At 65.6% G+C, this 16,970-nt stretch carries 14 protein-coding genes; 8 read left to right on the top strand and 6 right to left on the bottom strand.

Annotation, left to right across the window (positions count from 1 at the left end; all coding sequences use genetic code 11):
• The first annotated feature begins 353 nt into the window (after positions 1-353).
• Both I3J27_RS11590 and I3J27_RS11585 read left to right on the top strand, forming a co-directional pair.
• A complete protein-coding gene (locus I3J27_RS11590; protein ID WP_270169000.1) occupies positions 354-1,511 on the top strand; it encodes a GGDEF domain-containing protein in 1,158 nt (385 codons plus the stop codon).
• Positions 1,512-1,574: 63 nt separating this feature from the next.
• Positions 1,575-2,675 (top strand): DUF2336 domain-containing protein, encoded by a 1,101-nt coding sequence (locus tag I3J27_RS11585; RefSeq protein WP_270168998.1) that lies wholly within the window; start codon positions 1,575-1,577, stop codon positions 2,673-2,675.
• Between the two features lie 17 nt (positions 2,676-2,692).
• Here the strand turns inward: I3J27_RS11585 and paoC are convergent, their stop codons facing one another.
• From paoC to I3J27_RS11560, 5 genes are all read right to left on the bottom strand, one after another.
• Complete coding sequence (gene paoC / locus I3J27_RS11580) at positions 2,693-4,897, bottom strand: aldehyde oxidoreductase molybdenum-binding subunit PaoC (RefSeq protein ID WP_270168993.1); 2,205 nt, start codon at positions 4,895-4,897, stop codon at positions 2,693-2,695.
• Positions 4,898-4,900: 3 nt separating this feature from the next.
• Positions 4,901-5,851, bottom strand: coding sequence for an FAD binding domain-containing protein (locus I3J27_RS11575; protein WP_270168988.1), 951 nt, complete (start codon positions 5,849-5,851; stop codon positions 4,901-4,903).
• Positions 5,848-6,480 carry an aldehyde dehydrogenase iron-sulfur subunit PaoA gene (gene paoA / locus I3J27_RS11570; RefSeq protein WP_270172700.1) on the bottom strand — a complete coding sequence of 211 codons (633 nt, stop codon included), beginning with the start codon at positions 6,478-6,480 and terminating at the stop codon, positions 5,848-5,850. The genes I3J27_RS11575 and paoA overlap by 4 nt, the downstream gene beginning before the upstream one ends.
• A 231-nt stretch (positions 6,481-6,711) precedes the next feature.
• Positions 6,712-7,350: an NrsF family protein gene (locus tag I3J27_RS11565; protein WP_270168986.1), complete on the bottom strand. Its 639-nt coding sequence runs from the start codon at positions 7,348-7,350 to the stop codon at positions 6,712-6,714.
• Entirely contained in the window at positions 7,350-7,898 is a 549-nt protein-coding gene (locus I3J27_RS11560) for a sigma-70 family RNA polymerase sigma factor (RefSeq protein WP_270168985.1), read from the bottom strand. Before I3J27_RS11560 ends, I3J27_RS11565 begins: the two co-directional genes overlap by 1 nt.
• Before the next feature lie 290 nt (positions 7,899-8,188).
• Here I3J27_RS11560 and I3J27_RS11555 point away from each other — a divergent pair, with 290 nt between their 5' ends.
• The 6 genes from I3J27_RS11555 to I3J27_RS11530 all read left to right on the top strand — a co-directional run bounded on the left by I3J27_RS11555 (position 8,189) and on the right by I3J27_RS11530 (position 13,819).
• Positions 8,189-8,854, top strand: a complete 666-nt coding sequence (locus tag I3J27_RS11555) for a hypothetical protein (protein ID WP_270168982.1) — start codon at positions 8,189-8,191, stop codon at positions 8,852-8,854.
• 144 nt (positions 8,855-8,998) lie between these two features.
• Positions 8,999-9,778, top strand: a complete 780-nt coding sequence (locus I3J27_RS11550) for an enoyl-CoA hydratase (protein WP_270168980.1) — start codon at positions 8,999-9,001, stop codon at positions 9,776-9,778.
• A 221-nt stretch (positions 9,779-9,999) separates the two neighbouring features.
• The gene (locus I3J27_RS11545; RefSeq protein WP_270168978.1) at positions 10,000-11,397 is read left to right on the top strand and encodes a TolC family outer membrane protein; all 1,398 of its coding nucleotides are present in this window, start codon (positions 10,000-10,002) and stop codon (positions 11,395-11,397) included.
• A 24-nt stretch (positions 11,398-11,421) separates the two neighbouring features.
• A complete protein-coding gene (locus I3J27_RS11540) occupies positions 11,422-11,979 on the top strand; it encodes a P-loop NTPase family protein (protein WP_270168975.1) in 558 nt (185 codons plus the stop codon).
• Positions 11,980-12,030: 51 nt separating this feature from the next.
• Positions 12,031-12,993 (top strand): amidohydrolase family protein, encoded by a 963-nt coding sequence (locus tag I3J27_RS11535; protein WP_270168973.1) that lies wholly within the window; start codon positions 12,031-12,033, stop codon positions 12,991-12,993.
• Positions 12,994-13,192: 199 nt separating this feature from the next.
• Entirely contained in the window at positions 13,193-13,819 is a 627-nt protein-coding gene (locus I3J27_RS11530) for a LysE family translocator (protein ID WP_270168971.1), read from the top strand.
• 11 nt (positions 13,820-13,830) lie between these two features.
• On the opposite strand, the gene I3J27_RS11525 is transcribed toward I3J27_RS11530, so the two are convergent.
• Positions 13,831-16,947 (bottom strand): efflux RND transporter permease subunit, encoded by a 3,117-nt coding sequence (locus I3J27_RS11525; RefSeq protein ID WP_270168969.1) that lies wholly within the window; start codon positions 16,945-16,947, stop codon positions 13,831-13,833.
• Between the last annotated feature and the right edge of the window lie 23 nt (positions 16,948-16,970).

Here is a 16,970-nt window from a genome sequence, read left to right as displayed (position 1 = left end):
GGGGGCCTGTGTGATCTACCCCACATACGCGAATTTTCCTTTTGCCATCTGCGGCGGTTGGCCGCTTCGCTCAAGAACGGTAACATGGTAGTGAAGCACTTTCCTGCGCAATGCCGTCCGGCGTAGACGGCCCGACATGCCCGGAACCATAGCAGCCCTGCACGACGTATGTCTCACCAAGCCCTGCTTTGGCTCGACCGCATCGCCAACGATGCCTAATCGCCGGCAAATTCCGCCCGCCGGCCGCCATCACTCTGCTCTGCAGAGCGCCGTTTGGATTCGGTTTCAAAGGATACCAAACCTAAAGGCTTGGCACGTAGATTTTTGGGCTGACATCCACCATTGGCGGGACAATGAACACGGCCGCGACGACCTTACCGGAGAGGAATGCCGCTGAGGTCGCGGATCTCGTTCTCATGCCCGAGACGGCGGCACCCGAAGTCTTGGCGCGCCGGATCCGGCAACGCCGCCAGATGTATATCGGCCAGGTGGCGAGCTACTCGCTCGGCGCCTCGGTCCTGCTGCTCTACGCCTTTGACGGCGCGGTCTCCATGGCCGTTCCATCGCTGTTCTGGCTCGGCGGATTGCTGATCATCGGTACGTTCACCGTGCTGTCGGAAGCCGGCTTCGGCGACCGGTTCGAGGATCACTACCTCACCGTCTTCCAGATCTCGGCGCATATGGCGCTGCAACTGGTGTTCCTGCTCGCGGTGCCGACGGTCGGGGTCGCGTTCATCGCCGTGCTGTTCCTGATCTTCGCCTTCGGCACGCTGCGCATGACCTCAGCCCAGGCGATGCTGACCTTCGCGCTTGCCACGTCCGGGCTCGCATTCGTCTTCCTGGGCTCGGACCTGCCGATCGGCCTCCCGGTCACGACCCGCCTGGAGCGGACCGCCTCGATGCTGTGCTTCGTGCTGGTGATCGGCCAGTGCGCCTTCCTCGGCCTGTTCGGCGCCACCCTGCGCAAGATCCTGTACCGGCGCAGCATCGAGCTGAAGGCCGCCTATCAACGCATCGAGGAGCTCGCCGAGCTCGACGAGCTCACCGGCTCCTACAACCGCCGCTGCATCATGCGGCTTCTCGACGCAGAGATCGAAAAGTCGCGTCAGGCATCCGCACCTTGCGCGATCGCGCTGATCGACCTCGACTGGTTCAAGCGCATCAACGATGCCCACGGCCACCCCGTCGGCGACGAGGTGCTGCGCACCTTCGCGATCACCATTTTTGCCAACATCCGCCCGGCCGACTGCTTCGGCCGCTACGGCGGCGAGGAATTCCTGCTGCTGCTGCCGGGCACCGATGGCGAGGCGGCATCGCGCATGCTCGACCGCCTGCGTGGAATCGTCGCCGATCTCGACTGGAGCGCATTTTCCCCGGGCATGCGCGTGACCATTTCCGCGGGCGTCGTGACGCTGCGCGACAATGATACTGCCGATACTTTTCTCGTGCGCGCCGACAGCGCGCTCTATTCTGCCAAGGCGCTAGGGCGCAACCGCATTGTGACGAGCTGACCAATCCATTTTTCTCCGGCGCGTGAGAAACGGCCGCCGGGCCAAACGCTCCAGGACAGGGCAATGAGATCCAAATCCGCAAAGTCATCCGAGAATCTGCTCGAGGAATTGCAGGCTGCACTCTCGCACGGCACCGTTGCGCGCCGGGTCGAGACGCTGCGCCGCGTCACCGACCTCTTCCTGGGCAACGCGGTGGATTATTCCGACGAGCACGTCAGGGTGTTCGACGACGTATTCCAGTGCCTGATCGAACAGATCGAGATTTCGGCCAAGGCGCTGCTTGCCGCCCGCCTTGCGCCGATCGCGGCCGCGCCGCCGAAAATCATCCGCACGCTCGCGCTGGACGAGGTCATCGAGATCGCCGGTCCCGTGCTGTCGAAATCGGAACGGCTCGACGAGACGACCCTGATCGAGGTCGCGCGCACACGGGGCCAGGCGCATCTCAAGGCGATCTCGCTGCGGCGGGTGCTGTCGGAAGCGCTGACCGAGGTGCTGGTGACGCGCGGCAACGAAGACGTGGTGCAATCGACCGTCAGCAATCCGGGCGCGCGGCTCTCCGAGGGAAGCCTCGCCGACCTCGTCACGCGCGCCGAACGCGACGATGCCCTCGCGACCTGCATCGGCCTGCGCCCCGACCTGCCGCGCCATCACTATTTGAAGCTGGTCGCAAAGGCCTCCTTGAGCGTGCGCAGGAAGCTGGAGGCCGCCCATCCCGAGCTCGCGGACGAAGTGTCGAGCGTGGTCCAGGAAGCGGCCCAGCGGGTCCGCGCCGCTGCCATGACCAGGCAGACCGAGATGGCCCGCGCGCTGGTGAAGTCACTGCACGACGACGGCCGTCTCAACGAGTTCCAGGTCACGACCTTCGCCGAGCAGGGCAAGTTCGACGAGACCAATGCGGGGCTCGCGGCGCTCGCCGGCGTCGCAGTCGAGACCGCCGAAACCATGATGATCGAGAGCCGCACCGAGGGCGTGATGATCCTCGCCAAAGTCGCGGGCATGCAATGGTCGAGCGTGCGCGCGATCATCGCCATGCGGGAAAAGCTCTCCGGCGACTCGCAGACCGACATGCTGACGCTGCGCGATACCTATGAAGCCCTGCGCTCATCGACCGCGCAGCAAGTGCTGCGCTTCCACCGCATGCAGGGCACGATTCCGGCGGCGTGACGCCGCCGCAGGCCACGTCAAGCGTCGGGCATGTGCTCCAGCAGCTTGTCCAGCGTAATCGGGTAATCCCGCACCCTGATGCCGGTCGCGTTGTAGATGGCGTTGGCCAGCGCCGCGGCGACGCCGCATATCCCGAGCTCAGCGATGCCCTTTGCCTTCATTGGCGAGGACATCGGGTCCGTCTCGTCCAGGAAGATCGTGTCCTGATGCGGAATGTCCGCATGGACGGGCACCTCGTAGCCGGCCAGGTCGTGATTGACGAAAAAGCCGGCGCGCTTGTCCACCACGAGCTCCTCCATGAGTGCCGCCCCCACGCCCATGGTCATGGCGCCAATGACCTGGCTGCGCGCCGTCTTCGGGTTGAGGATGCGTCCTGCGGCACAGACGGCGAGCATGCGACGAACTCTGATCTCCGCGGTCGCGACGTCAACGCCGAGCTCGACGAAATGCGCGCCGAACGTCGATTGCTGATGGGTCTTGGCGAGATCGCCGTACTCGATCGAATCCTCTGCCTTGAGTTCGCCGTCCGACGCCGCCTGCCCCAACGGAACGCTGCGGTTACCCGACGACACCTGGCCATCCGCGAATGCAATGTCCGCGGAGTTGAAGCCGAGCTTCTGCGCCACCGCCTCGCGCAGCTTGACGCAGGCGGCATAGACGCCCGAGGTCGAATTGTTCGCGCCGAACTGCCCGCCGGAGCCGGCGGATACCGGGAAGCTGGAGTCGCCTAGTCGTACGACGACCTTCTCCAGCGGCACCCCCATCATCTCCGCGGCGGTCTGGGCGATGATCGTATAGCTGCCGGTTCCGATATCGGTCATGTCGGTCTCGACGGTCACGCGCCCCTGGCCGTCGAGGCGAACGCGCGCCCCTGACTTCATCAGAAGATTGTTGCGGAACGCGGCAGCCATGCCCATGCCGACCAGCCAGCGGCCATCGCGCTGCTTGCGGGGCTCGGCATGTCGCTTGTCCCAGCGGAAGCGCTCCGCGCCGACCCGCATGCACTCGACGAGCTGACGCTGCGAGAATGGCCGGTTCGGATGCTCAGGATCGACCTGGGTGTCGTTGCGCGCACGGAATTCGATCGGATCGATCCCCAGCCGTTCCGCCATCTCGTCCATGGCGATCTCGAGCGCCATCATGCCCGGCGCCTCGCCGGGCGCGCGCATCGCGTTGCCTTCGGGCAGATCCAGCATGGCAAGACGCATCGCCGTCATCCGGTTCTCACCGGCATAGAGCAGACGGGTCTGCTGGACCGCCGTCTCCGGCCGGCCCTCCGGCAAATTGCCCGACCAGCTCTCGTGCCCGATCGCAGTGATCTTGCCGTCCCTGTTCGCACCGATGCGAATGCGCTGGATCGTCGCCGGACGATGCGTCGTGTTGTTGAACATTAAGGGGCGCTGCAATGCCACCTTGACCGGGCGGTTGGCCGCGCGCGCGCCGAGCGCCGCGAGCACCGCATCCGATCGAAGGAACAGCTTTCCGCCAAAGCCGCCGCCGATGAACGGCGAGATCAGCCGAACGTTCTCCTTGGGCAGTCCGAGCGTCTTCGCAACGTCGCCGGCGGTCCAGGCAATCATCTGGTTGGAGGTCCAGAGCGTGAGCTTGTCGCCATCCCACGCCGCCATCGACGCATGCGGCTCCATCATCGCATGGGCCTGGTCCGGCGTGGTGTAGCTCGCATCGAGATGCACCGGCGCGGACGCGAAGGCGCCGTTGAAATCACCGACCGCCGTGTCGGGCGGAGCGTCACCGCGACTGGAAGGCTTTGCGGCGCCGTCCCGTCCGGCTGACAGATCGAACGATCCCTTCGCGGTGGCGTAATCGACCTTGACGAGTTGGGCCGCGGCGCGGGCCTGCTCGAACGTCTCGGCGACGACGACTGCGATGGCCTGATGATAGTGGTCGATGTCAGGCCCGCCGAGCAGCTTGGCCGTGTTGTAGTTGCCCTTGCCGAGCTTGCCGGCATTCTCGGCCGTGACGATCGCGATGACGCCCGGCGCGGCCTTGGCGAGCGACAGGTCGATCGAGGCGATCCGGCCCTTGGCAATGGCCGAGCCGACGATGCAGCCATAGGCCGGCTGCACGATGCCATCGTGCCACTCATAGGCATAGGTGGCCCGTCCGGTGGTCTTCAACGGGCCGTCGATCCGGCTGGTCGCATGACCGATGATCTTGAGCTGATCGATCGGGTTGGTGGTCGCAGGCGTGTCGAACTTCATGGCTCAACCTTTCGCTTCGGTCAGGACTGCGCCAAGGGTTCGCTCCACCAGCGAAAGCTTGAATGCGTTCTCCTTCGTCGGCCTCGCGCCTTCGAGCAGGCGCGCGGCGACGGCCTTGGCGCCGTGCGGCATTTCGGCTTCGGCCGCCTCGACCCGCCATGGCTTGTGGGCAACACCGCCGACGGCGACGCGTCCCGTTCCGTCGCGCTGGACGATCGCTCCGACCGACACCAGCGCGAACGCATAGGACGCGCGGTCACGGACCTTCCGATAGATCTGCGTTCCGCCAACGGGCTTTGGCAGCGTCACGGACGTGATCAACTCGCCCGAAGCCAGCGTCGTCTCGATGTGCGGGGTATCTCCCGGCAGACGGTGGAGATCGGCAATCGGAATATCTCGCATGGAGCCGTCCGGACGAACCGTCTGCACGGTCGCATCGAGCGCGCGCATGGCGATCGCCATGTCGCTCGGATGCGTCGCGATGCAGGCCTCGCTCGCGCCGATCACCGCATGCTGGCGGGTCACGCCGCCGATGGCCGCGCAGCCGCTGCCCGGGCTGCGTTTGTTGCACTTCTGGTTGGTGTCATAGAAATACGGGCAGCGTGTCCGTTGCAGCAAATTGCCGGCGGTGGTCGCCTTGTTGCGCAATTGCCCGGACGCGCCGGCAAGCAGCGCGCGCGACAGCAGGGCATAGTCGCGCCGGACCCGCTCGTCGGCGGCAAGGGCCGTGTTGCGCACGAGCGCGCCGATGCGAAGTCCGCCGTCGGGCGTCGGTTCGATCTTGTCGAATCCCAGGCCGTTGACGTCCACCAGATGGGACGGCGTCTCGATCTCGAGCTTCATCAGATCAAGCAGGTTGGTGCCGCCGGCGATGAATTTCGCGTTGCTGTTGCTGACGGCCGCAGATGCCGCCGCCGCGGGCGAATTCGCCTTCTCATAGGTAAAGGACTTCATGCGGGCCTCCCGGCAACCTCGGTGATCGCCTCGGCAATGTTGGAGTAGGCGCCGCAACGGCAGATGTTGCCGCTCATGCGCTCGCGAAGTTCGGCATTCGTCAATTGCGGAGTAGCGTTGAGGTCGGCGGTGACGTGGCTTGGAATTCCGGCCTTGATCTCCTGGAGCACGGACACCGCCGAGCAGATCTGTCCCGGCGTGCAATAGCCGCACTGAAAGCCGTCGTGCTTGACGAAGGCCGCCTGCATCGGATGCATGTGCTCCGGCGTGCCAAGCCCTTCAATCGTCGTGACGCTGTCGCCCTCATGCATGACGGCCAATGTCAGGCAGGAATTGATGCGCTGTCCGCCGACGATCACGGTGCAGGCGCCGCACTGGCCGTGATCGCACCCCTTCTTCGTGCCGGTGAGATGGAGATGTTCGCGCAGGGCATCGAGCAGCGTGGTCCGCGTGTCCAGCTTCAACGCCCTCGCCTCGCCGTTGACGCTGAAGGAAACCGTCGCCATCGCGGGGGCTTCCCCGGCAGGCAGCGGAAGCCCGGCCGCGGCGTTCTGCGCGTCGGCCGCTCGCGCGCCGGCTCCGATCGCAACCGTCGTGGCGGTTCCGATCAGAAGGTTCCGCCGCGACATTTCGAATGCGCTGGGTTGTCGCACGGTTGGGCATATCCCTTGCTACAGCAGCGTCCATCGACGCTCTGGTTAGAAGTCGTCCAACCGAAGTTAGTTTCTAGACGCGACCGGGATTAGCCGTTCACAACAGCATGAGCCTATTAGCGTCGTTCATGAATTCGGGCGCGATGGGGCGATCGAAGCCCGGCCATCGCGGATCCGCGACATCGCGTCGATTTGCGCGGAACGTCTTCAGAAACGCAGGACCCTCGAGCCGACCGCAGCGCCGATCGCGGTCACGAGTGCCGTCGCAATCGTGTACCAGGTCGCGACGAATAGCGGCGAGTCGTCGGTGCAGTGCGAGGCGTAGAGCGTCGCGGCAAGGCCGGCCGACAGCAGGCCGGCGAGCGCACCGGCGAGCGCCGGATGCGACGGCGCGCCGTGGCGCAGGCCGAACAGCGCGCCTGCCAGCAGCGGCAGCGACATCGCGGGGATCGCGAGCAGGCATACCCTGGAGTTCTTGCCGACCAGCCGCATCGTCATCGGCATTGCCGGGGCCATCATCGTTTCACCGCCGATCGCGACCGCAAGCAGGCCGACGGGAAGCAGCAGCAGCCAGCCCCAGCCGCGCATCAGGGCCTCGGGACGCGACAGATGCAGGCTGACGATGATCGCGGGGATCGCGAGCGACAGCGTGACCGCGAATTTCATGTCGAAGAACGGATTGTGCATGGCGCTCATCACGTCGGCGCGCACGCCAAGGAAGGTCGCGAAGATCAGGATCGACAGCGGCGCGGCCACCAGCAGCGCCATCGTCAGCACGGCGCCGACGCGCGGCGCGCGATGGGCGTTGTCGGCCGCGAGCGAGCGAATGAGTTGATCGGTGTCCATCACGAGTGGTCCCGCAGTTTGGCAGTCAGTGCCGCAAGTCCGCGGTGCAGCGCGACCCGCACCGCACCTTCGCTCATCGCGTATTTCGACGCCGTGTCCTTGATCGAGGCGGCCTCGACCGCGATCGACTGCAACACGTCGCGCTGGCGCTGCGGCAGCGTATTGAGCTGCGTTGCGACCTCGGCCGCCGAGGCCGTCTCCTCCGGCGCCTCGCCCGGCAGCGTCTCGGCGAAATCGTCGATGTTGACGAAGATCCGCCTGCCACGCCGCCGCAGCGTATCGATCAGCTTGTTGCGGGCGATCGCAAACAGCCACGGGGCGAAGGGGGCTTCGCTGTCCCAGGTGTGCCGCTTCAGATGCACCGCCAACAAAATCTCCTGCACGATATCCTCGGCCTGATCAGGGGGCTGCCCGGCCCGCGCCAGGCCCCGCCTCGCGGCCGCGCGCAGCACAGGCGTGACCGCCTTCAACAGGCGATGATACGCCGCATCATCGCCTGCCATGGCCGACCGCATCAGGCCGGTCCACTCGTCCTCACGTCCGCGCACGCGCGCCCTCACCATGCATTTCGGCCGCTCTTTCAATTTGTTACGTCGGCACCTGCATGATCACGAATTCGTGATCGACGCTGAAGCCCGCGCTCCGATGCGGCCGCAGAACCCGCGACGGGCTCATAACACCGATCGGTCCCGTCCGCACCCGGCGACCGGCAGCGGGAAACGGTTTGCCCCGCTTTTGCCCGGTAGGGCCCGAAGATTCCCATTTTTTGCCCCGCTGTGGTCACGCCCCAGGGTCTCTGCTTCGTCCCGGGACGGGCGGAATTGGGGAGATCCTCAACATGCTGAAAGCCAGCGGACACGCGGCACTGATTCTTCTTGCCGGACTTTTCCTGCTGTTCGGAGGCGCTGCACAGGCGGCGCCGAGTTCAGCCGGCAAACCGGACAGCGCGGGCAAACAGGCTGAGGCGGCCAAGCCCGGCAAGCAGCGGCGCCACGCCTCGCGCCACCGTGACGACGACAAGGCGGTGCAGAAATCCGGCGACAAGGCCGAGAAGGACGCCGCGGCGAAGACCGACGAGGCGAAGGCCGACAACGACGCGCCGGCGTCCGGCCAGATGCCGCCGGAAGTCGCCAACGCCAATGCGCAGCTTGCCGCCGCCGACACGCCGACGGCGGCCGCGGCCTCTGCGATGACGGGCCGCGCCAACGACAATTTGCAGGCAGCCGCTGATAATACCACTGCCCCGAATGCCGAGAGCCAGAATGCCGAGAGCCAGGTCGTCGAGCCCGACCAGCTCAACGACATCGATCGCGCCGCTCAACCGGACAACCCGCCGCCGCAGAAGGCGGTGATTGCCGCGACCGAGGCGCAGCCCCGGCCGGCACCGGTGATGGCCAGCAGCCAGAACTCGGCCTGGGACCAGAGCTCGCTGATCGGCAAGATCTTCATCGGCGTCGGCACGCTGCTGACGCTGGTCTCCGCCGCGCGCATGTTCATGGCTTGATCCTTGGCCTAAAAATCCTTGGCCGGATCCTTGGCCTGACGGACCTTGTCCGGAATGCGCACCCGCTGCGCGTTCCGGCGGCCCCCTTGAAGGCATCCGCGCCAACGGGCACATTGCCCACCCAATCAAAAGCGTGGGTGGAACATGAGCACGTTCGAACACATCATCGTCGAAAGCACAGGCGCGGTCGGCATCATCAAGCTGAACCGGCCGAAGATGCTCAACGCGCTCTCCTTCGGCGTCTTCCGCGAGATCGCCGCGGCCGTCGACGATCTCGAGGCCGATGACGCCATCGGCTGCATCGTCGTGACCGGCAGCGAGAAGGCCTTTGCCGCCGGAGCCGACATCAAGGAGATGCAGCCGAAAGGCTTCATCGACATGTTCTCCGAGGATTTCGCCGCGATCGGCGGCGACCGCATCGCGCGCTGCCGCAAGCCGACCATTGCCGCGGTCGCGGGCTATGCCCTCGGCGGCGGCTGCGAGCTCGCCATGATGTGCGACTTCATCATCGCCGCCGACACCGCCAAGTTCGGTCAGCCCGAAATCACCCTCGGCACCATCCCCGGCATCGGCGGCACCCAGCGCCTGACCCGTGCGATCGGCAAGTCGAAGGCGATGGACCTCTGCCTCACCGGCCGCATGATGGATGCGGCGGAAGCCGAGCGCAGCGGCCTCGTCAGCCGCATCGTGCCCGCCGACAAGCTCATGGACGAGGTGATGGCGGCGGCCGAGAAGATCGCCTCGATGTCGCGCCCCGCCGTCGCCATGGCCAAGGAGGCGGTCAACCGCGCCTTCGAGACCACGCTCGCCGAAGGCATGAGCGTCGAGCGCAACCTGTTTCATTCCACCTTCGCGCTGGAAGACCGCTCCGAGGGCATGGCGGCGTTCATCGAGAAGCGCAAGCCGGTGAACAAGAACCGCTGACGCCAGCGAACGGTCAGGCTGGTGTAAGGCTCCGGCGTCTGCCCGCAAAAATGCTGTGACGCGCCTGCAACAAGCACGGAATAGATGGGGGTTTTCCCCGCGGCAGTTTGCCTGCGGGACCTCGGCTGGTTAAACAGCTAAGAGGCCACCGTCGGCGGGGGCGGACAGCCGGGGTTTAGCGGGATTACATGATTGGGCGTACCGCCAGAGCTGGTCGCGAGATGACGCGGCGTCGATCGGGCGTGGCTCCTGTGCTTGCGACATGGACCACGCTGGCGCTCGCGTGCGCCCTACCCTCCGCCGTATGGGCCGAGGCCCTGCCGGAGGCGCTCGCCAAAGCCTACCAGACCAATCCGCAACTCAATGCCGAGCGGGCGCGGCAACGCGCCACGGACGAGAACGTGCCGCAGGCGCTCGCCGGCTACCGCCCGCAGATCGTGGCGAGCCTGAGCGCCGGCCTGCAATCGGTGCGCAATCTTCTGCCCGACAACACCGTCCAGACCGCCAATTTGAAGCCGTGGGTCATCGGCGTCACCGTGACGCAAACCCTGTTCAACGGGTTCCGCACCGCCAACAGCGTGCGCGCCGCGGAACTCCAGGTGCAGTCCGGCCGCGAAGCGCTGCGCAATGTCGGCCAGGGCGTGCTGCTCGACGCCGTCACCGCCTACACCAACGTGCTGGCCAACCAGTCGCTGGTCGAGGCGCAGCGCTCCAACGTCGCGTTCCTGCGCGAGACGCTGTCCGTGACCCAGCGACGTCTCAACGCCGGCGACGTCACGCCGACCGACAGCGCCCAGGCCGAAGCGCGTCTCAACCGCGGACTTGCCGATCTCAACGCCGCGGAAGTCGCGCTGGCGGTGAGCCAGGCGGTCTACGCACAGGTGATCGGCAATGCGCCGTCACAGCTCCGGGCCGCCGAAGTCGTCGACCGCTATCTGCCGAAGAGCCGCGAGGATGCGCTCTCGATGGCGATCCGCCAGCATCCGGCGGTGATGGCGGCAGGCTTCGACGTCGATGTCGCCTCCACCAACATCCGCATCGCCGAAGGCGCATTGCTGCCGAGCGCCAGCCTCCAGGGCAGCGCCAGCAAAAGCCGCAACAACGACCCGACGCTCGGCACCTTCGCCGAAGACCAGGCCTCGATCGTCGCCAACGTCACTGCGCCGATCTATGACGGCGGCCAGGCCGCCGCACAGACCCGGCAGGCCAAGGAGATCACGGCACAGAGCCGGCTCGTGCTCGACCAGGTGCGCAATCAGGCGCGCACGGCGGCGACCAGCGCCTGGGTTGCCAATGAAGGCGCCAAGATCGCCGTCTCGGCCTCGGAGTCCGAGGTGAAGGCGGCGACCGTGGCACTTGGAGGCGTGCAGCGCGAGGCCGCCGGGGGACAGCGCACGACGGTGGACGTGCTGAACTCGCAGGCCGATCTGATCCAGGCCAAGGCCCGCCTGATCGGCGCACTGCGCGACCGCGTGATCGCCTCCTACACCCTGCTCAGCGCCGTCGGCCATCTCGACGTCAAGACCTTGAGCCTGAACACGCCGGACTACCTGCCCGAGGTGCATTACCAGCAGGTTCGCGACGCCTGGCACGGGCTGCGCACACCGTCGGGGCAGTAGTTCATATCTCTTGGGCCGATGCCGATGAAGAGCCGCCGCATCCATCTGATGGGAGCTTCGGGCTCCGGCGCAACGACGCTCGGCCGCGCATCGGCGAACCGGCTTGCGCTTCCGCATCACGACAGCGACGACTATTTCTGGCTGCCGACCGTGCCGCCCTACCAGACGACGCGCACCGCCGCCGAGCGCCTGCGCCGGATGCGCGAGATGTTTCTGCCGCGTCTGGATTGGGTGCTGAGCGGGTCAGTCACAGGCTGGGGCGAAGAACTCGTCCCGTTCTTCGATCTCGTCGTCTTCGTGGCCACGCCGCGCGAAATCCGGCTGGAGCGATTGCGCGCCCGCGAGGCCGCCCATTTCGACGCTGACGCCGTCGCACCGGGCGGCTGGCGCCGCGAGGAGACTGAATCTTTTGTCGAATGGGCCTCCCATTACGAAGCCGGCGATCGCGAAGGCCGCAGTCTCGCCAAGCATGAAGCATGGCTCGCGGGCCTGCCCTGCCCGGTGGTGTACGTCGACGGCTCGCGCCCGCTTGCGGAGCTTGTCGAGCAGCTATGCAGCGAAGCGGAGCGGCCGCCGGGCTGATGTGATAATCTCCCGGCACCACTGCCAAATAAAAAAATCAGGGGAGAAACCATGCTCAATCGACGCAGCGCTCTGCTTGCCTCTTTTGCCGCCGGAGTAGCCATGACCAGCAAAGCCCATGCCCGCGCGGCGCAGTCCGCGACGCCGGTGAATTTCGACGTCCCGCCGCATGCCTGCGACTGCCACACGCACATTCATGGTGATGTCGAAAAGTTTCCGTTCTTCGCCGGACGCGTCTATACGCCGGAGCCGGCCAGCCCCGAGGAAATGGCCGCGCTGCACAAGGCGCTGCATATGGAACGCGTGGTGATCGTCACCCCCAGCGTCTACGGCACCGACAATTCGTCGACCCTGTTCGGCATGAAGGCACGCGGTGCCAATGCGCGCGGCGTCGCCGTGATCGACGACAAGACGACGGAGGCGCAGCTCGACACGATGCAGCAGGACGGCTTCCGCGGCGTCCGCCTCAATCTCGCGACCGGCGGCGTCAACGACCCCAATGTCGGCCGACCGCGCTTCACTGCGGCCGTCGAGCGCATGAAGGCGCGCGGCTGGCACGTGCAGCTCTACACCACGCTTGCGATGATCTCGGCGATCAAGGACCTGGTCGAGACGGCGCCGGTGCCTGTCGTGTTCGACCATTTCGGCGGCCTCGAAGCTGAGCGCGGCCTGGAGCAGCCGGGCTTCTCCGATCTCGTCGCGCTGGTGAAATCCGGCAAGGCCTATGTCAAGATTTCGGGCGCCTATCGCTCGTCAAAGCTCGCCCCCGACTATCAGGACATGGTGCCGTTTGCGAAGGCGCTGATCGCGGCGAACGCGGACCGCGTCGTCTGGGGTACGGACTGGCCACATCCGGATTCGAGCCGCGTCGAGGGACGGAAAGCCACCGACATCGCCCCGCTCTACCAGATCGACGACGGGCGTCTGCTCAACCAGCTTCCGGTATGGGCGCCGGACGAAGGCGTGCGCAAGAAAATCCTGGTCGACAACCCGGCACGGCTTTACGGGTTCTGAGTCGCGGCAGATCCAATTAGGTTCAATGGAACATCACGCGGTTGCACGCCGCGCAGTGGAACCGTTGTCGCGAGGGCACAGGCGGCCTCGATTCACACGAACGTGTTCGTGGTCGCGTTCGATTTTCACCCGTTCGGTTGACGCGGCGATTCAGTTTCGCCGGTACGCACGCACAGATTTCATTTGTTCGTGCGGTCATATGTCTTTGTCGCATTATCTTGCTGCGCTCTTCTCCGGCGTTGGAATTGGCTTCACCGTCGCCGCGCCGATCGGACCAATGGGCATGCTGTGCATTCAGCGCACCTTGGCATCGGGCGTGGCCACGGGCCTCGCAACGGGCTTTGGTGCGGCGACGGTGCATCTCACCTACAGCGCCCTTGCGGTTTTTGGACTGGGCTCGCTTGCGCAGCCCTGGGTCGAGGCGAACGCCGTCGGTTTCGGTATCGTCTCGGCCTTGACGCTGCTGTGGTTTGCGATCCGCACGCATCGGGGTTCCATCGTGCTTCAACAGTCCGGCGACATCGACGGCGTGCGTCTGGCGCGCGCTTATCTCAGCGCCATCGTGCTCGGACTGACCAATCCGCTGACGGTCATCCTGTTTCTGGCGGCGCTCCATGCGTTCTCCACGCAGGCCGCAGCGGCTCCCCTGATCGCGGGTGTCTTCGTGGGCTCTGCGATCTGGTGGATGATGCTCAGCACCATGGTCGCAACCGCACGGTCACGGCTGACGCCACGGATGCTGTCCTTGAGCAGCCGCTTCGCCAGCCTGATTCTGCTCGGGCTCGGCACCATGATGCTGGTGCGGATCGCACAGCGGATGTTGTGAGAGGCGGTCCGTCAGCGCGCGCGGCGGGAGAAGAAAGAGATCAGCACCGGCAAGGTCACGAGGATCACGACCGGCGCCAGCATCATGCCGGTGACGACGACGACCGCGAGCGGCTTCTGCACCTGCGAGCCGATGCCTTCCGACAGCGCCGCCGGCAGGAGGCCGACACCTGCGACGACGCAGGTCATCAGCACGGGCCGAAGCTGCAGCTCGCCGGTGCGTATCACCGCGCTCATGCGGTCCATGCCTTCTTCGATGAGCTGGTTGAACTGCGACAGGATGATGATGCCGTCCATCACGGCGATGCCGAACAGCGCGATGAAGCCGATCGCCGCCGAGACGCTGAACGCGGTGCCGGAGATCAGAAGACCGAGCACCCCGCCGAAGATCGCCATCGGGATCACGCTCATGGCGAGCAGCGTGTCGGTCATCGAGCCGAAATTGAACCAGAGCAGCACGCCGATCAACGCCAGCGAGATCGGCACCACGATCGACAGCCGCCGGATCGCGTCCTGGAGGTTGCCGAACTCGCCGACCCATTCCATGTGCGAGCCGGGCGGCAATTGCACCTGAGCCGCGATCTTCTGCTGCGCCTCGCGGATCGCGCTGCCGAGGTCGCGCTCGCGCACCGAGAACTTGATCGGCAGATAGCGTTCCTGCTGCTCGCGGTAGATATAGGCCGCACCGGAGACGAGGCTGATGGTCGCGACCTCGCTCAGGGGAATTTGCGTCACAGTGCCGTTCGGCCCCGGCGCGCCGATACGCAAATTCTGGATCGCCTCGGCGCTGCGGCGGTATTCCGGCGCGAGTCGGACGATGATCGGGAAGTGGCGGTCGGAGCCCGGCTCGTAGAGATCGCCCGCGGTATCGCCGCCGATCGCGACCTTGATGGTGGCGTTGATGTCGCCGGGCGCGAGTCCATAGCGCGCGGCCCTGGCACGGTTGATGTCGATCTGGACGGTCGGCTGCCCCAGCGAAGTGAACACCGCCAAATCTGTCACACCCTGCACGGTCGACAGCACCTGCTTGATCTTGTTGGCGGTGTCGGTGAGCGCCTGGAGATCGCTGCCGAACAGCTTGATCGAATTCTCGCCCTTCACGCCGGAGACGGCTTCGGAGACGTTGTCCTGGAGGTATTGCGAGAAGTTGAACTCGACGCCGGGGAAACGGTCGTCGAGCTGCTTCAGCAGTTGCGCGGTCAGCTCTTCCTTGTCGCGCGTGCCCGGCCATTGGCTCGCGGGCTTCAGCGGCGCGAAGAACTCGGCGTTGAAGAAGCCGGCAGCATCGGTGCCGTCGTCGGGGCGGCCATGCTGGGAGACCACGGATTCCACCTCCGGCCGGGCACGGATCACCTTGCGCATCTCGTTGACGTAGGAGTTCCCCTCCTGGAGCGAGATGGTCGGCGGCAGCGTGGCGCGGATCCAGAGATTGCCCTCTTCCAGCTTGGGCAGGAATTCGAGACCGAGCAGCCGGGCGAGTGCGACCGTCATCAGCACGAGGCCGACGGCGCCGCCGAGCACGATGCTGCGATTGGCGACCGCCCAATTCAGCATCGGCGTGTAGATCCGGTGCAGGATCAGCATGACCCGGGTTTCGGTTTCCTCGACATGCGCGGGCAGGATGATCGCGGATAGCGCCGGGGTGACCGTGAACGTCGCAAGGAGGCCGCCGGCCAGCGCATAGGCATAGGTGCGCGCCATCGGCCCGAAAATATTGCCTTCGACGCCGGAGAGCGTGAACAGCGGCAGGAACGCCGCGATGATGATTGCCGCGGCAAAGAAGATCGAGCGCGACACGTCGGCCGCGGCGCTGAGGATGGCATGGCTCTTCATGCCGAACAGAGTCTCATGCGACATCTGCTCGGTTTCCGACATCGGCGTCGTCTGCGTCAATCGTCTGAAGATCGCCTCCACCATGATGACGGTGGCATCGACGATCAGGCCGAAATCGATGGCGCCGACCGACAGCAGGTTGGCCGATTCCCCGCGCAGCACCAGGATGATCACGGCGAAGAACAGCGCGAACGGAATGGTGGCGCCGACGATCAGCGCGCTGCGCAGATCGCCGAGGAAGATCCACTGCAGCAGTACGATCAGCAGAATGCCGACCACCATGTTGTGCAGCACGGTGTGGGTGGTGAGCTCGATCAGGTCGCCGCGGTCGTAGATGCGCTCGATGCGCACGCCGGGCGGCAGGATGCTGGAGTCGTTGATGGTTTGAACGAGCTGGTGGACGCGCTTGATGGTTGGCGAGCTCTGCTCGCCACGCCGCATCAGCACGATGCCCTGCACGATGTCGTCGGCCTCGTCGAGGCCGGCGATGCCGAGGCGGGGCTTCTGGCCGACGGTGACGGTGGCGACGTCCTTGACCAGCACCGGATTGCCGCCTGTCTGCGAGACCATGGTGTTGGCGAGGTCGTCGATCGAGCGGATCAGGCCGACGCCGCGCACCACGGCCGATTGCTGGCCGATATTGACGGTGTTGCCGCCGACATTGACGTTCGCATTGCCGACCGCCTGGAGCAGTTGCGGCAGCGTCAGGCCGTTGGCGACGAGCTTGTTGAAATCGACCTGGAGCTCGTAGGTCTTGCTCTTGCCGCCCCACCCCGTGACGTCGATCACGCCGGGCACGGCGCGGAAGCGGCGCTGCAGGATCCAGTCCTGGATGGTCTTGAGGTCGAGCACGCTGTAGTTCGGCGGGCCGACCAGGCGGTAGCGGAAGATTTCGCCGATCGGGCTGAGCGGCGAGATCTGCGGCTGCACGTTGCCGGGCAACGGCGCGAGCTGCGCCAGGCGGTTCAGCACCTGCTGCAACGCCTCTTCATAGGTGTAAGCGAACGAGAACTGGATTTTGACGTCGGAGAGACCATAGAGCGAGATGGTGCGGATGGTCGTGATGTTCTTCAAACCCGCGACCTGGGTCTCGATCGGGATCGTGATGTAGCGCTCGATCTCTTCCGCCGACAGGCCCGGGCTCTGCGTCACGATGTCGACCATCGGCGGCGTCGGATCGGGATAGGCTTCGATGTTGAGCTGATTGAAGGCGATCAGGCCGCCGATCAGCACGGCGACGAACATGCCCACCATCAGGAAACGCCGGTTGACGGCAAGGGCGACGAGACGATCCATTCAGGTCTTCAATTTTCTTGGGT

The sequence above is a fragment of the Bradyrhizobium xenonodulans genome (assembly GCF_027594865.1).
In the GTDB taxonomy this organism is placed as follows: domain Bacteria; phylum Pseudomonadota; class Alphaproteobacteria; order Rhizobiales; family Xanthobacteraceae; genus Bradyrhizobium; species Bradyrhizobium xenonodulans.
Note: the sequence above shows the minus strand (reverse complement) of the source record. Positions and strands in the feature narration are given on the sequence as shown.

Bases quoted from the DNA above. Each gene is read 5' to 3' on its own strand.
- I3J27_RS11545 (WP_270168978.1), top strand. From the start codon at position 10,000: ATGACGCGGCGTCGATCGGGCGTGGCTCCTGTGCTTGCGACATGGACC.
- I3J27_RS11565 (WP_270168986.1), bottom strand. From the start codon at position 7,350: ATGGACACCGATCAACTCATTCGCTCGCTCGCGGCCGACAACGCCCAT.
- I3J27_RS11585 (WP_270168998.1), top strand. From the start codon at position 1,575: ATGAGATCCAAATCCGCAAAGTCATCCGAGAATCTGCTCGAGGAATTG.
- I3J27_RS11550 (WP_270168980.1), top strand. From the start codon at position 8,999: ATGAGCACGTTCGAACACATCATCGTCGAAAGCACAGGCGCGGTCGGC.
- paoC (WP_270168993.1), bottom strand. From the start codon at position 4,897: ATGAAGTTCGACACGCCTGCGACCACCAACCCGATCGATCAGCTCAAG.
- I3J27_RS11540 (WP_270168975.1), top strand. From the start codon at position 11,422: ATGAAGAGCCGCCGCATCCATCTGATGGGAGCTTCGGGCTCCGGCGCA.
- I3J27_RS11555 (WP_270168982.1), top strand. From the start codon at position 8,189: ATGCTGAAAGCCAGCGGACACGCGGCACTGATTCTTCTTGCCGGACTT.
- I3J27_RS11530 (WP_270168971.1), top strand. From the start codon at position 13,193: ATGTCTTTGTCGCATTATCTTGCTGCGCTCTTCTCCGGCGTTGGAATT.
- I3J27_RS11525 (WP_270168969.1), bottom strand. From the start codon at position 16,947: ATGGATCGTCTCGTCGCCCTTGCCGTCAACCGGCGTTTCCTGATGGTG.
- I3J27_RS11575 (WP_270168988.1), bottom strand. From the start codon at position 5,851: ATGAAGTCCTTTACCTATGAGAAGGCGAATTCGCCCGCGGCGGCGGCA.
- I3J27_RS11590 (WP_270169000.1), top strand. From the start codon at position 354: ATGAACACGGCCGCGACGACCTTACCGGAGAGGAATGCCGCTGAGGTC.
- paoA (WP_270172700.1), bottom strand. From the start codon at position 6,480: ATGTCGCGGCGGAACCTTCTGATCGGAACCGCCACGACGGTTGCGATC.
- I3J27_RS11535 (WP_270168973.1), top strand. From the start codon at position 12,031: ATGCTCAATCGACGCAGCGCTCTGCTTGCCTCTTTTGCCGCCGGAGTA.